The 13093-nt window shown below is 66.7% G+C and carries 15 protein-coding genes and 1 pseudogene; 6 read left to right on the top strand and 10 right to left on the bottom strand.

All coding sequences use genetic code 11. The features are described 5' to 3' along the window. From B1A78_RS16655 to B1A78_RS16635, 5 genes and pseudogenes are all read right to left on the bottom strand, one after another. Positions 1–320, bottom strand: a pseudogene (locus tag B1A78_RS16655) (EF-hand domain-containing protein); the annotation flags it as partial. Positions 321–452: 132 nt separating this feature from the next. After that, entirely contained in the window at positions 453–827 is a 375-nt protein-coding gene (locus tag B1A78_RS16650) for a hypothetical protein (RefSeq protein ID WP_256839001.1), read from the bottom strand. Between the two features lie 40 nt (positions 828–867). Continuing rightward, on the bottom strand, positions 868–2265 hold the full coding sequence (gene fumC, locus B1A78_RS16645; RefSeq protein ID WP_077148039.1) for a class II fumarate hydratase: 1398 nt from the start codon (positions 2263–2265) through the stop codon (positions 868–870). After that, on the bottom strand, positions 2262–2576 hold the full coding sequence (locus B1A78_RS16640) for a hypothetical protein (RefSeq protein WP_077148038.1): 315 nt from the start codon (positions 2574–2576) through the stop codon (positions 2262–2264). The genes fumC and B1A78_RS16640 overlap by 4 nt, the downstream gene beginning before the upstream one ends. A gap of 1 nt (position 2577) precedes the next feature. Continuing rightward, complete coding sequence (locus tag B1A78_RS16635) at positions 2578–3057, bottom strand: SspB family protein (RefSeq protein ID WP_077148037.1); 480 nt, start codon at positions 3055–3057, stop codon at positions 2578–2580. 87 nt (positions 3058–3144) lie between these two features. Between B1A78_RS16635 and hisB the strand changes: the two genes are divergently transcribed. From hisB to B1A78_RS16610, 5 genes are read left to right on the top strand one after another with little or no spacing between them, the layout of a single operon-like run. After that, positions 3145–3732: an imidazoleglycerol-phosphate dehydratase HisB gene (gene hisB / locus B1A78_RS16630; RefSeq protein ID WP_077148036.1), complete on the top strand. Its 588-nt coding sequence runs from the start codon at positions 3145–3147 to the stop codon at positions 3730–3732. A 9-nt stretch (positions 3733–3741) separates the two neighbouring features. Continuing rightward, positions 3742–4350: an imidazole glycerol phosphate synthase subunit HisH gene (gene hisH, locus B1A78_RS16625; RefSeq protein WP_077148035.1), complete on the top strand. Its 609-nt coding sequence runs from the start codon at positions 3742–3744 to the stop codon at positions 4348–4350. Beyond that, the gene (gene hisA, locus B1A78_RS16620) at positions 4338–5072 is read left to right on the top strand and encodes a 1-(5-phosphoribosyl)-5-[(5-phosphoribosylamino)methylideneamino]imidazole-4-carboxamide isomerase (protein WP_077148034.1); all 735 of its coding nucleotides are present in this window, start codon (positions 4338–4340) and stop codon (positions 5070–5072) included. The genes hisH and hisA overlap by 13 nt, the downstream gene beginning before the upstream one ends. Continuing rightward, a complete protein-coding gene (gene hisF, locus B1A78_RS16615; RefSeq protein ID WP_077148033.1) occupies positions 5069–5833 on the top strand; it encodes an imidazole glycerol phosphate synthase subunit HisF in 765 nt (254 codons plus the stop codon). The genes hisA and hisF overlap by 4 nt, the downstream gene beginning before the upstream one ends. Before the next feature lie 49 nt (positions 5834–5882). After that, positions 5883–6977, top strand: a complete 1095-nt coding sequence (locus B1A78_RS16610) for a calcium:proton antiporter (protein WP_077148032.1) — start codon at positions 5883–5885, stop codon at positions 6975–6977. A gap of 86 nt (positions 6978–7063) precedes the next feature. On the opposite strand, the gene B1A78_RS16605 is transcribed toward B1A78_RS16610, so the two are convergent. Beyond that, positions 7064–8200, bottom strand: a complete 1137-nt coding sequence (locus tag B1A78_RS16605; RefSeq protein WP_077148031.1) for a beta-ketoacyl-ACP synthase III — start codon at positions 8198–8200, stop codon at positions 7064–7066. A gap of 192 nt (positions 8201–8392) precedes the next feature. Here B1A78_RS16605 and B1A78_RS16600 point away from each other — a divergent pair, with 192 nt between their 5' ends. Beyond that, positions 8393–8944 (top strand): hypothetical protein, encoded by a 552-nt coding sequence (locus B1A78_RS16600; RefSeq protein ID WP_077148041.1) that lies wholly within the window; start codon positions 8393–8395, stop codon positions 8942–8944. An 89-nt stretch (positions 8945–9033) separates the two neighbouring features. Here B1A78_RS16600 and B1A78_RS16595 read toward each other — a convergent pair whose 3' ends face one another. The 4 genes from B1A78_RS16595 to B1A78_RS16580 all read right to left on the bottom strand — a co-directional run bounded on the left by B1A78_RS16595 (position 9034) and on the right by B1A78_RS16580 (position 12984). Beyond that, positions 9034–9909, bottom strand: a complete 876-nt coding sequence (locus B1A78_RS16595; RefSeq protein ID WP_077148030.1) for an OmpA family protein — start codon at positions 9907–9909, stop codon at positions 9034–9036. Between the two features lie 218 nt (positions 9910–10127). Beyond that, positions 10128–10895 (bottom strand): SDR family NAD(P)-dependent oxidoreductase, encoded by a 768-nt coding sequence (locus B1A78_RS16590; protein WP_077148029.1) that lies wholly within the window; start codon positions 10893–10895, stop codon positions 10128–10130. Positions 10896–10941: 46 nt separating this feature from the next. Then, positions 10942–12429, bottom strand: a complete 1488-nt coding sequence (locus tag B1A78_RS16585) for an AMP nucleosidase (protein ID WP_077148028.1) — start codon at positions 12427–12429, stop codon at positions 10942–10944. Positions 12430–12501: 72 nt separating this feature from the next. Then, entirely contained in the window at positions 12502–12984 is a 483-nt protein-coding gene (locus B1A78_RS16580) for a peroxiredoxin (protein WP_077148027.1), read from the bottom strand. Positions 12985–13093: the final 109 nt, after the last annotated feature.

The raw sequence follows: 13093 nt of genomic DNA, 5'->3' as shown, positions 1-13093 counted from the left end.
GGACCGCGAAAACCGCCGGGAGGCGGAGGCGGCCGCGTCCCGTTGCCGGGCGGGTTTGCATGCGGTCGCGCGCCATCGTCGCTCGCACGCTGAAGGTCGGCGATTGCGACGAGCCCGTCGCTGTCGCTGTCGAGCGCCGAATAGCGCGCGTTGAGCAGGGTCTGCAGTTCGTCGAGCGTCACTCGCCCGTCGCCGTCGACGTCGGCGAGCATGAAGCCGGTTACCGGCGGCTTTGCGGGCGCCGCCGTGTCCCCGGCGTGCGCGGCCGGGGCGGTCAGCAACAGGGCGGCGAGCAGCGGAACGAAATGCGGCGGCGACATGAAAACTCCTCGAAGCGGCACCGGGCGGCGCCGTCGAGGAGCGGGTTAGGGAGTCAGCCTTGCGCGCGAATGTCGCGCATATTGCCGAATGTTACAAAAGGTCGCGGTCCGTCGCGCGATCGGCGGGGCGGCTCAATGGATCGCCGGGCGCCGGCCATCCTCGTCGACCGGGATCGGCGGCGGCAGCGCGTCGCCGATCGTCTCGCCATCGGTCGGCGCGGTGTCCGACACGCCGGCATAGGGATCGACCACGCCGGCGTTGGCGAGCGCGGGATCGGCGGCATGCGCTTCCTCGACCGCCTTGCGCGCCGCGGCGCGGTCGGCCCATTTCTTGGTGAGATAGCCTGCCGCGCCCCAAGCGGCGATCGCCGCATAGCGCTGTGGGAACAGGCGGCGCGCTGCGAACAAAGTCGCTGCGCCGATCACCGCGCCGGCGACGGGGTGGCCGCTGCCCTTTTGTTTTCCGATGGCGCTGCCGAGAACGCCGCCAACAATCCTGCCGATCATGCCCATCTCTCCTTCTCCCCCTATCAATCCCGGAAAGACTTTAGAGTTCCGGCCCGAGCATCGAGCGCGGGTCGACGACGCGGTCGAAGGTGGCGGCATCGACATAGCCGAGGTCGAGTGCCGCCTCGCGCAGCGTCGCCCCCGTCTCATGCGCGTGCTTGGCGATCTTCGCCGCCTTGTCATAACCGATTTCGGGTGCGAGCGCGGTGACGAGCATCAGCGAGCGGTTCATCAATTCGTCGATGCGGCCGCGATTGGGCTCAAGCCCGAGCACGCAATGTTCGGTGAACCCCGCGATGCCGATCGCGAGCAGGTCGATCGAACGCAGCACGTTCGATCCCATCAGCGGCTTGAAGACATTGAGCTCGAGATGCCCCTGCAGTCCGCCGACCGTCACCGCCTGATGATTGCCGATCACCTGGCCTGCGACCATCGTCAGCATCTCGCACTGCGTCGGGTTGACCTTGCCCGGCATGATCGAACTGCCGGGTTCGTTCGCGGGCAGGTCGAGTTCGCCCAGCCCCGCGCGGGGGCCCGAGCCGAGCAGGCGGATGTCGTTCGCGATCTTGGTCAGCGCGACGCCAAGCGTGTTCAGCGCGCCCGAGAAAAAGACGAGCCCGTCGTTCGAGGCCAGCGCCTCGAACTTGTTGCGTGCGGGTTCGAAGGCGATGCCGGTGCCGCGCGACAGTTCGGTGGCCATCGCGACATCGAAGCCCGCAGGTGCGTTGAGCCCGGTGCCGACCGCGGTGCCGCCCTGCGCCAGCTTGGCGATATTATGCGCAAGCGCGCCTTCGATCCGCGCGCGGCATGCGATCAGCTGCGCGACATAGCCCGAAAATTCCTGCCCCAGCGTCAGCGGGGTCGCGTCCTGCAAATGGGTGCGGCCGATCTTGACGATGTCGCCCCAGGCTTCGGCCTTGGCCATCAGCGCGTCGGTGAGGGCGGCGAGCGCGGGCAGCAAGCGCGCCGTCGTCTCGATCGCCACCGCGACATGGATCGCGGTCGGGAAGCTGTCGTTCGACGACTGGCCCATGTTGACATGGTCGTTGGGGTGGACCGGCGTCTTGCCGCCGCGCGTGCCCGTCAGCGCCTCGTTCGCGATCCCGGCGATCACCTCGTTCGCATTCATGTTCGACTGGGTGCCGCTCCCCGTCTGCCAGATCGCGAGCGGGAATTGGTCGTCATATTCGCCCGCGATCACCTTGTCCGCGGCGGCGACAATCGCGTCGGCGACCCCGGCGTCGAGGCCGTGGTCGCGGTTGACCGCGGCGGCCGCGCGCTTGATCCGCGCCAGCGCATGGACGATCGGCAGCGGCATGCGCTCGTGCGCGGGGAAGGCGAAATTGTGCCGGCTGCGCTCGGTCTGCGCGCCCCAATAGGCGTCGGCCGGCACTGCAATCTCGCCGATGCTGTCGCTTTCGATTCGCGTATCGCTCATCCTGCCAGCACCTTCGTGATCAGCACCGCACCCGCCCAGATCGCCGCGACGGTGCCGAGCAATTGCCAATAGCCACTCTCGCCGACGCGCGGGCGCAGCCAGCCGGGGGCGAGCCAGACGATGACGAACGCCGGGGTCGGGGCGAGCAGACTGAAGCGCAGCACGCCGTCGCCGATGTCGCTGCCGGTGCCGCCGCTTTCGAGCAGCGCAAAGCCCTCGACACCCCACCAGAAGGCGGCGGTCAGCACCAGCATCCCGGCGAGCGCCCAATATTGCCAGAAGCGGCTGGGGGGCCAGGTCGGGCCCGCCATCCTAGCGTTTCTTGCCGAAATCCACGGTGACGACGTTCGTCCCGTCCTCGGTCGTCACGTCGGGCCGGTCATTGTCGGCCTCGTCATGCGGCTCGGGCTCGATGCCGTCGTCGCTGACCTGGAACTGCAACCCGAAATCGACCGACGGATCGACGAAAGCGGTGATCGCCGCATAGGGGATGACGAGGATCGAGGGCGTCTGATTGAACGACAGACCGACGCTGAACAGATCTTCCTCGACCTGCAGGTCCCAGAAACGGTTCTGGAGCACGATCGTCATCTCGTCGGGGAATTTGGCGATCAGATGCGCCGGGATCGTGACCCCGGGGGCCTGCGTCTTGAAGGTGATATAGAAATGATGCTCGCCGGGCAGGCTCTCATGCCCCTCGATCTGGCGCAGCACGCGGCCGACCACGGCGCGCAGCGCGTCCTGCACGATCTCGTCATAGGGAATCAGGCTGTCGCGTACATCGTCACTCATGGGGCAGGGGGATGAACGCCGGTCGGGCGCGGGTCAAGGGGGGAGAATCGCCTTGCAACGCGAAATACAGGCTCTAAGGCGTGCGCCATGCGAACCGCCACCGTCCAGCGCACGACCAAGGAAACGGATATCGCGATCACCGTCAATCTCGACGGGACCGGCGATTATTCGGTGTCCACCGGCATCGGTTTCCTCGACCATATGGTCGAACAATTGTCGCGCCACTCGCTGATCGACATCTCGATGCAGGTGAAGGGCGACCTCCACATCGACCAGCATCACACCGTCGAGGACAGCGCGCTCGCATTGGGCGAAGCGGTGCTGAAGGCACTCGGCGACAAGCGCGGCATCGCGCGTTACGGCGAGGCGCATGCGCCGATGGACGAGACGCTGACGCGCTGCGTGCTCGACATTTCGGGGCGCCCGCACTGCGTCTATAAATCGAGCTTTTCGCAGCCGCGGCTGGGCGAGATGGACACCGAGATGTTCCCGCACTGGTTCCACAGCTTTGCGCAGACGGCGGGCATCACGCTGCACATCGAGATGCTGTACGGCGAGAACAACCATCATATCGCCGAGAGCATGTACAAGGCGCTCGCGCGCGCGCTGCGCCAGGCGGTCGAGATCGACCCGCGCAAGGGCGACGCGATTCCGTCGACCAAGGGTGTTCTCTAGGAACCGTCCATGAGCGCCATTGCCCTGATCGACTATGGCGCGGGCAATCTTCGCTCGGTGCACAATGCGCTCGTCGCGGCGGGCGCCGCCGATGTTGCCGTCACCGCCGATCCCGACGTCGTGGCAAAGGCCGACCATATCGTCCTGCCCGGCGTCGGCGCTTTTGCCGCCTGCATGAACGGGCTGTCGGCGATTCCCGGGCTGATCGACGCGATGGAGCGGCGCGTGCGCGCCGAGGGTGCACCCTTCCTCGGCATTTGCGTCGGCATGCAATTGCTCGCCGACGCGGGCGAGGAACATGGTACGCATCGCGGGCTGGGCTGGATTTCCGGCACCGTGCGCGCCTTCGACCCGGCGCCGGGGCTGCGCATTCCGCACATGGGCTGGAACGACGTCGTCCCGGCCGATCCGCATCCGGTGATCGCGGCGGGCGAGGCCTATTTCCTCCATTCCTATCATTTCGCCGATGCGACCGACGTTGCAGCGACAAGCGATCACGGCGGCGTCTTTGTGGCGGCGGTCGCGAAGGACAATATCGTCGGCGTCCAATATCATCCCGAAAAAAGCCAGGCCTATGGCCTCGCAACATTGGAAAGATTCCTCGCATGGCGGCCCTGACCATCTTCCCCGCGATCGACCTCAAGGGCGGGCAGGTGGTGCGGCTCGCCGAGGGCGATATGGCGCGCGCGACCGTCTATGGCGACGACCCGGCGGCGCAGGCGCGGCTCTTCGCCGACGCAGGTTCGGATCACTTGCACGTCGTCGATCTCGACGGCGCCTTTGCGGGCGCGAGCGTCAACGGCGCGGCGGTCGAGAGCATCGTCGCGGCCTTCCCCGGCAAGGTGCAGGTCGGCGGCGGTATCCGCGACCGTGCCGGCGTCGATCGCTGGCTGGCGCTCGGCGTCGATCGCGTGATCATCGGCACGGCGGCGCTGAAGGACCCCGAATTCGTCAAATCGGCGGCGCGTGACCTGCCCGGCCGCATCGTCGTCGGTGTCGACGCGCGCGACGGCATGGTCGCGACCGAGGGCTGGGCCGATGTGTCCGACGTGCGCGTCGAGGATCTCGCGCGCCGCTTCGAGGATGCCGGGGTCGCCGCGCTGCTGTTCACCGACGTTGGCCGCGACGGGCTGCTCAAGGGCTGCAATGTCGAGGCGACGGTCGCGCTGGCCAAGGCGGTCGCCATCCCGGTGATCGCGAGCGGCGGGGTCGCCGACATCGGCGATATCCACGCACTACGCCCGCATGTCGCCGATGGGATCGAAGGCGTGATCACGGGCCGGGCGCTTTACGACGGGCGGCTCGATCTGGCCGAAGCGATTGCGGTGGGGCGCGGATGACCGTCCGCGTCCGCGTCATCCCCTGCCTCGACGTCGCCGATGGGCGCGTCGTGAAAGGCGTCAATTTCGTCGACCTGCGCGATGCGGGGGATCCGGTCGAATGCGCGCGCGCCTATGACGCCGCCGGCGCCGACGAGCTCTGCTTCCTCGACATCTCTGCCACGCACCAGGGACGCGGCACCCTGCTCGAGATGGTCGGGCGCACCGCCGAAGTCTGTTTCATGCCGCTGACTGTCGGCGGCGGGGTGCGCAGCGCCGACGATGCACGCGCGTTGCTGCTCGCGGGCGCCGACAAGGTCGCGGTGAACAGCGCCGCCGTTGTGCGGCCCGAACTCGTCGCCGACATCGCCGACCGTTTCGGCAGCCAGTGCGCGGTCGGCAGCATCGATGCGCGGCGGGTGGAAGACGGCCGCTGGGAAATCTTCACCCATGGCGGGCGCAAGCCGACCGGGGTCGACGCGCTCGAACATGCCGTGCGGCTCGCCGAGCTTGGTGCGGGCGAATTGCTCGTGACCTCGATGGACCGCGACGGCACCAAGGACGGCTATGACCTCGCGCTCGTTCGCGCGATCGCCGACGCGGTCAGCGTGCCGGTGATCGCATCGGGCGGCGTCGGCAATCTCGACCATCTTGTCGCGGGTGTGGTCGAGGGCGGCGCGAGCGCGGTGCTCGCGGCGAGTATCTTTCATTTCGGCGAGGCGACGATCGCCGACGCCCATGGGCGGCTCGCCGCCGCCGGATTGCCCGTCCGCACGCATTAAATTGCGCCGTGGGGTGGCCATGGGGGGAGGGGGCTGCAATAGACGTCCCATGACCTCGAAACTCCGCCTCGCCGACCGCACCAATGACATCTTCCCGATCCTCGGCTTCGTCGCCGCGATCGCCAGTCTGGGCATGGCGCTCAACCCGTGGATGGTCGCGATCATCCTGATGGGCGCGGTCGTTGCGGCGGTCCATCATGCCGAGGTGATCGCGCACCGCGTCGGCGAGCCGTTCGGGACGTTGATCCTCGCGCTCGCGGTGACGGTGATCGAGGTCGGGCTGATCCTGACGCTGATGCAGGCCGAGCCCGAAAAGGCGCAGACATTGGCGCGCGACACGGTGTTCGCGGCGGTGATGGTGATCCTCAACCTGCTGATGGGCCTCTGCCTGTTGAGCGGGGCGATCCGCCATCATGAACAGCGGTTCCAGCGCACCGGCATCGGCGCCGCGCTCGCGACGCTGACCGTCCTTACCGTCGTCACGCTGGTGCTCCCCAATTTCACCTCGAGCGTGCCCGGACCCTTTTATTCCGAGACGCAGCTCGGCTTCGTCGCGGCGGTATCGCTGATCCTCTATGGTACCTTTGCGCTCGTCCAGACAGTGCGCCACCGCGACTATTTTCTTCCCGACGAAGATGCCGATGTCGATGGCGACGGCGAGCCCGACACTCATGCCGCGCCGCCGACCATGAAGCGCACCGCGATGTCGGGTGCGCTGTTGCTCGCCAGCCTGTTCGCGGTGGTGCTGCTCGCGAAGAATCTGTCGCCGGTGATGGGCGCGCTGCTCGCCGACTGGGGCGCCCCGCCTGCGGTGCTCGGCGTGCTGATCGCAGCGCTGATCCTTGCGCCCGAAGGCCTTGCGGCGGTGCGCGCGGCGAAGGCCGACCGTCTCCAGACGAGCCTCAACCTCGCATTGGGTTCGGCGCTCGCCACGATCGGCCTCACCATCCCGGCGGTCGCCATCCTGTCGATCGTCACCGACCTGCCGATCAGCCTCGGCCTTGACGCGAAGTCGGCGGTGCTGCTGTTCCTGTCGCTGATCGTCGCGTCGCAGACGCTGGCGAACGGCCGCACCACCGTGCTGCAGGGGGTGATCCACCTGATGCTGTTCGCGATCTATCTGTTCACGACCTTCGTGCCTTGACGTCGCCCCCGCGAAGGCGGGGGATGCTGTCGGCGTAGCGTAAGGTTGCTAGCGGTCCTCGCCTTCGCGGGGACGACGATTCTGCTTCAGGTCTTCCGAACGAACACCGTGCCCGCGCTATAGCCCGCCCCGAACGAGCAGATCAGCCCGGTATCGCCCGCGGCCATATCGTCATGGTTCAGGTGAAAGGCGATGATCGACCCCGCGCTCGACGTATTGCCATAGGTGTCGAGCACGGTCGGGCTCTCGTCCTCGCTGGCCTCATGGCCGAGCACGCGCTGCGCGATCAGCCGGTTCATATTGGTGTTCGCCTGGTGCAGCCAAAGCCGGCGCATGTCGGCGCCCTCAAGCCCCAGCACTTCCATCTGCTCGACAATCAGGTTCGCGACCCACGGCACGACTTCCTTGAAAACCTTACGGCCTTCCTGGACGAAGAGCTTGTCGCTCTTCGGCCCGTCCTGGTCGATGCCGCCATGGCCGCGGTTGAGGAAGCCGAAATTGTTGCGGATGTTGTTGCTGAATTGCGTCTTGAGCTTGGTGCCGAGGATGTCCCAATGGCCGGCGGGCGCGATGTCCTTCTCTTCGACGAGGATCGCGGTCGCGACGTCGCCGAAGATGAAGTGGCTGTCGCGGTCGCGCCAGTTGAGGTGGCCCGAACAGATTTCGGGGTTCACGACGAGCACGCTCTTGGCGTGGCCGGCGCGGATATAGTCGGCGGCGGTCTGGATGCCGAAGGTCGCCGACGAGCAGGCGACATTCATGTCGAAACCGAAGCCGTCGATGCCGAGCGCGTCCTGGATCTCGACCGCCATCGCGGGATAGGGGCGCTGCATGTTCGACGCGGCGCACAGCACGGCATCGACTTGCGATGCGTCGCGCCCGGCGCGCGCCAGCGCGTCCTTTGCCGCCGCGACGCCGATCTCGGCGAGCAGTGAAATCTCTTCATTGGGCCGCGCTTCGAGGCGCGGCGCCATATGTTCGGGGTCGAGGATGCCCGCCTTGTCGACGACGAAGCGCGACCCGATGCCACTCGCCTTCTCGATGAATTCGACACTCGATTCAGTCAGTTCGGCGACGTCGCCCTTTGCGATAGCCTGCGCATTTTGACTATTGTGCAGCGCAACATACGCGTTAAAACTGGCGACAAGTTCTTCGTTGGAGATGGCTTCGGCGGGGGTGAAAAGGCCGGTTGACGAGATGACCGGCTGCGGTGCGTACGACATGATGGACCTGCGTGTGTCTTATGGTTTCAAGTCACGCTGATTAGGCCCGGTCGCGGCGCGGCGCAACGCCCCGATATTTGCTGAACGATCGCCGACGCCATGGTTAACCCGTCACTAACCATTTTGGTGGCAGACTGTCAGATGCAGGCCTCCGGGGGGATGGCTCCCCGGGCGCCGTGCGGGAGCATGACCATGGCGACGCGTTCTGGACCAGCAGCGGGCGATCTGTCGATTGCGGAAATCAAGGAATTCGCGGGCTTCCCCGCGGCAACGCAGCGTTATATCCGCCGCTCGCTCGATATCGGGCTCGAGCGCGACGATGCGATCAGCCGCTGGTCGCGCGACATGGTCGAGGAAACCGCGATCCGCGTCCAGGCCCGCGTCTATCAGCGCATCCACGAGATCCGCGCGCATATCCCCGACGACAGCGGGCTCGACGCGCTCGAACATTTCATGGCGCCGCTCGTCGCGGTGTCGGCCTTCGACCTCGGGCAGGACCGTCTGCCGGGCTTCGCGTCGTATCGCTTCCTCTATGAGCGGCTGCTCGGCGCGCATGCGCGGCCCTGGCTGCCCGGGGCTTTCTGCGCGGCGGCGTCGCTGCCGCACTTGCATCCCGACAAGCGCAAGATCCTGCTGCAGTCGATCAGCGAAGCCGCGGCGACCGCGCCGGGCTGGTCGGCGCGCGAGCCGAGCTTCTATCCCGAATGGGTCGAAAAGATCGACGAGACCAAGCCGGCGAATTGAATAGCACGAAAAAAATCCTCCCCGCCGCAACGCGATGGGGAGGATGAAGAGGATTGGAACGGGGTGAGCTTTCACCCACCCCGCCCGTTTCAGATGCCGTCGACAGCCTTGCTGACGAGGATGTTCACCGCGACGCGGCGGTTCTGCGCCTTGCCTTCGGGGGTGCTGTTGTCCGCCGCCGGATCGGCTTCGGCCATGCCGGTCGGGGTCATCATGCGATAGGGCTTCCAGCCGCACGCCTGTTGCAGGTGGTTCACCACGCGGCTGGCACGCTTTTCGCTCAACTCCTGGTTGAGTTCCTGGCTGCCCGTCGAGTCGGTGTAGCCGACGACGAGGAGGATCGCATTTTCGGTGCTGTTGGCCTGGTTCGCCGCAGCGCAGAGGTCCGCCTTGGCCTGTTCGGACAGCACGGCCTTGCCGGTGTCGAAATTGACGTTGGTCGTGCCTTTGACATTATACTGGTCGATGTCGCCGACACGGCTGCGCAACTGGTCGGTGGCGGCCGTCTGTTCGGCGAAGCGCTGGTCGGTGCCGGTGTAGATCATCGACGCGGTGCGCAGGTCCTTGTTCTTGAGCGCCACCTGGTTGGCGACGAGGCCGCCGTCCCACTGATAGGTTTCGACCGACACCGGCAGGCCGTTGAGCAACTGCGTCGATGCCAGCTTGTCGCGGTCGAGGCCGAGGAAACCGCCGCTCGACTTGATCTTGGTATAGTCGGCGATCGCGATGCTCTGCGTCGCGCCGTCGGCGGTCACGACATGGATGCGGCCGTCGCTGCGCTTCGAGATGATGCCTTCGACCTTGGGGCCCTTGGTCATCTGGTCGGGGGTCGGCAGCTGGCCGTAGACGGTCGCCATCGGCTCGGATGCTTCGGGCGTGTCCTGCGCCGCGGCGCTGATCATGGCCGTGCTGCCCAGCATGGCGAGAGTCAGCAACAGTTTCGGACTGCTGGAAATGGCCTTCATATATCGCTCCTTCAATTGAACGGGCCGGCCTGGTCCGGGTCCCGTGATCCTCGCGTCAACCTTTGCGGCGCGGCAAAAGTTCAGCGGGGATGCCTGAGAGCGGGACGACGCGAGCCCGCCGCGCGGCGAGTCGAGCAACTTGCGGGCGTTTGAAGGATTCTATGGTTGAGATTGCGGATACCGCGCAAAACAGGCGTTTTGCGTGGCTTTTGGTGCGTTCAGGCGTTGCGCGCCATCAGTCCGCCGTCGACCGGAATCACCGCGCCGGTGATATAGCTCGCGGCGGGGAGGACGAGGCTGAGCGTCACATGCGCGACCTCCTCGGGGTCGCCATAGCGGCGCAGTGCGGTGCGGCGCTTGGCGAAGACCAGCTTGTCATTGTCGGGCACGTCGTTGGTCATGCCGGTGTGGATCGGCCCGGGGCAGATGCAGTTGACCGTGATGCCTTCCTTGCCGAGATCGACCGCGAGACCGCGCGTCAGCCCGGTGACCCCGGTCTTGGCGGCGACATAGGGCGTGTCGCCCGGTGTCGCGCCGAGCCCCTCGGTCGAGGCGATGTTGACGATGCGCGCAGCGTCGCTCCGGCGTAGGTACGGAAGGGCCGCGCGGACCATGCGCTGGTGCGCGGTGAGCAGGATCGCGACCGCGCGGTGCCAGACCGCGTCATAATCATCGGCGTCGAGCGGGCAGAAGGCCGAGATGCCGGCATTGTTGACGAGGATGTCGATGCCGCCGAAATGATCGGCGATCGCCGCGACGGTCGTCCTGATCACCTCGCCGTCGGAGACGTCGAGCGCGAAGGCCTTGGCATGGGGGCCGGCTTCGGCGGCGACGGCCTCGCACGCGGCGAGGTCGAGGTCGGTGACCGCGACCTTCGCGCCCTCGCTCGCGAGCAGCAGCGCGGTGGCGCGGCCCATGCCGCTCGCGGCGCCGGTGACGATCGCGACGCGACCGGCGACCGAGCGCGTGCGGTTGGGGCTTGTCATCGGCTATCCTCTCTCTTGATTGTCGGTCCCGACTTTGCGGGGAGCCTCAGCGGAACGGCGGCTCGTTGAAGGCGCGCAATTTGCGGCTGTGGAGCTTTGCGCCTTCGTCGCGCATCGTCTCGCACGCGCGGATGCCGATCTGAAGATGCGCGGCGATCGCTTCTTCATAGAAGCGGTTCGCCTGTCCGGGCAGCTTGAGTTCGCCGTGGAGCGGCTTGTCCGAAACGCAGAGCAGGGTGCCATAGGGGACGCGGAAGCGATAGCCCTGCGCGGCGATCGTCGCGCTTTCCATGTCGATGCCGATCGCGCGCGACTGCGAGAAGCGCAGCGCGCTGTCGGTGTAGCGCAATTCCCAGTTGCGGTCGTCGGTGGTGACGACGGTGCCGGTGCGCATGCGCTTCTTGAGGTCGGCGCCGCTGGTGCCCGAGACGCTTTCGGCCGCGCTTGCCAAGGCTTGCTGCACTTCGGCGATCGGCGGGATCGGGATTTCGGGCGGCAGTACCGCATCGAGAATATGATCGTCGCGCAGATAGGCGTGCGCGAGCACATAGTCGCCGATGCGCTGGCTGGGGCGCAGCCCGCCGCAATGGCCGATCATCAGCCAGGCCTCGGGGCGGAGCACCGCGAGATGGTCGCAAATCGTCTTGGCGTTCGACGGGCCGACGCCGATGTTGACGAGCGTGATGCCGCCGCCGTCGGGGGCGATCAAATGATAGGCGGGCATCTGGTGCCGGCGCCATGCGCTGTCGGCGACGAGCGCGCTGGCGTTGACCCCGGGCTGGGCGACATAAAGGCCCGCGGCGCCCGCGAGCGCGGTGTAGCGGCCCTGCCCGACCTGCGCGCCCGCCCAGGACACGAATTCGTCGACATAGCGATGATAGTTGGTGAACAGGATATAGCGCTGGAAATGCTCGGGCGCGGTGCCGGTATAGTGGCGGAGGCGCGCGAGGCTGAAATCGGTGCGCAGCGCGTCGAACAGCGCGAGCGCCTGCGGCGCCGCGGGGTCGCTGCCGAACAGCCCGTCGGCGAGTTCGTCGCCGATGTCGGCGAGCTCGGTGGTCGGGAAATGGCGCGCGAGTTCGAGCGGGGTGACGCGGCCCATGTCCGACCCGTCGCTGGCGTCGAGGACATAGGGGAAGGGGATCTGCTGCCCGGTGCGCGTCACCGACAGGGTCACGTCATAGTGGCGAACGAGCAGGCTGAGCTGGTCGCGCAGATAATCGGCGAAGAGGTCGGGGCGGGTGACGGTGGTGACGAACTCGCCCGCGCGTTCGAACTGGCCGAAGGCGAGATTATGGGCGGTCTGGCCTTCGCGCTGCTCGCCGGTGGTGACGAGGCGCAGCGCCGGATAGTCGAAGAGGCCGGTCGCGGCGGCGTCGGCGGGCGGCAGCGTGCCGTCGCGGACATAGGCGGCGATCGCCGATTTGAGGTTGGAAACCGAGGTGCGGAACTTGTCCTGAAGCTCGGCGATGATCCCTTCGACGAGGGCGGCGGGATCGGCGATGTTCTGATTGTTCGATGCGTCTGATGTCATCGCGACGCTGTTGCACGAAAATGTGACAAAAGGGAAGAGGGCGGCCCGCGACGGGGCCGCCCTCGCATGCCCTCAGAGCTGTTCGAGCATATGGTCGGCGCTCGACACCTTGAATTCGCCCGGGGCCTCGACGTTGAGCTGTTCGACGACGCCGTCGTTGACGATCATCGAGAAGCGCTGGCCGCGCTTGCCCATGCCGAAGGCCGAGCCGTCCATGGTGAGGCCCACGGCTTCGGCGAAATCGCCATTGCCATCGGCAAGCATCGTCACCGCGCCGCCGGCGTCGCCATTCTTGCCCCACGCGCCCATCACGAAGGCGTCATTGACCGCGGTGCAGGCGATCTCGTCGATGCCCTTGGCCTTCAGTTCGTCGGCCTTGTCGACGAAGCCCGGCAGGTGCTTGGCCGAGCAGGTCGGGGTAAAGGCGCCGGGGACCGAGAAGAGCGCGACCTTGCGACCCTTGAAATAATCGGCGGTGCTGACCTGTTCGGGGCCGTTTTCGGTCACCTTGACCAGCTTGGTCTCGGGCAGCTTGTCTCCGGTCTGGATCGTCATTCTCTCGTCCTCTCAGCGGGGGATATATGGGAGCGCAGACATTGGGTGGCGCCCGCCCGGTCCAGCGTCGCGCCGAAATTATCCGCCGCGCCCGACGCCTGCGCTTGAC

This window comes from Sphingopyxis sp. KK2, assembly GCF_001990265.1.
Lineage (GTDB): Bacteria > Pseudomonadota > Alphaproteobacteria > Sphingomonadales > Sphingomonadaceae > Sphingopyxis.
This window is presented reverse-complemented; position numbering and strand designations above follow the sequence as displayed.

What these genes read in the sequence shown, in the direction of transcription:
- hisB (WP_077148036.1), top strand. Translation starts at nt 3,145, where the DNA reads ATGCGAACCGCCACCGTCCAGCGCACGACCAAGGAAACGGATATCGCG.
- hisH (WP_077148035.1), top strand. Translation starts at nt 3,742, where the DNA reads ATGAGCGCCATTGCCCTGATCGACTATGGCGCGGGCAATCTTCGCTCG.
- B1A78_RS16585 (WP_077148028.1), bottom strand. Translation starts at nt 12,429, where the DNA reads ATGACATCAGACGCATCGAACAATCAGAACATCGCCGATCCCGCCGCC.
- B1A78_RS16635 (WP_077148037.1), bottom strand. Translation starts at nt 3,057, where the DNA reads ATGAGTGACGATGTACGCGACAGCCTGATTCCCTATGACGAGATCGTG.
- B1A78_RS16640 (WP_077148038.1), bottom strand. Translation starts at nt 2,576, where the DNA reads ATGGCGGGCCCGACCTGGCCCCCCAGCCGCTTCTGGCAATATTGGGCG.
- B1A78_RS16595 (WP_077148030.1), bottom strand. Translation starts at nt 9,909, where the DNA reads ATGAAGGCCATTTCCAGCAGTCCGAAACTGTTGCTGACTCTCGCCATG.
- B1A78_RS16590 (WP_077148029.1), bottom strand. Translation starts at nt 10,895, where the DNA reads ATGACAAGCCCCAACCGCACGCGCTCGGTCGCCGGTCGCGTCGCGATC.
- B1A78_RS16605 (WP_077148031.1), bottom strand. Translation starts at nt 8,200, where the DNA reads ATGTCGTACGCACCGCAGCCGGTCATCTCGTCAACCGGCCTTTTCACC.
- B1A78_RS16610 (WP_077148032.1), top strand. Translation starts at nt 5,883, where the DNA reads ATGACCTCGAAACTCCGCCTCGCCGACCGCACCAATGACATCTTCCCG.
- hisF (WP_077148033.1), top strand. Translation starts at nt 5,069, where the DNA reads ATGACCGTCCGCGTCCGCGTCATCCCCTGCCTCGACGTCGCCGATGGG.
- B1A78_RS16580 (WP_077148027.1), bottom strand. Translation starts at nt 12,984, where the DNA reads ATGACGATCCAGACCGGAGACAAGCTGCCCGAGACCAAGCTGGTCAAG.
- fumC (WP_077148039.1), bottom strand. Translation starts at nt 2,265, where the DNA reads ATGAGCGATACGCGAATCGAAAGCGACAGCATCGGCGAGATTGCAGTG.
- B1A78_RS16650 (WP_256839001.1), bottom strand. Translation starts at nt 827, where the DNA reads ATGATCGGCAGGATTGTTGGCGGCGTTCTCGGCAGCGCCATCGGAAAA.
- B1A78_RS16600 (WP_077148041.1), top strand. Translation starts at nt 8,393, where the DNA reads ATGGCGACGCGTTCTGGACCAGCAGCGGGCGATCTGTCGATTGCGGAA.
- hisA (WP_077148034.1), top strand. Translation starts at nt 4,338, where the DNA reads ATGGCGGCCCTGACCATCTTCCCCGCGATCGACCTCAAGGGCGGGCAG.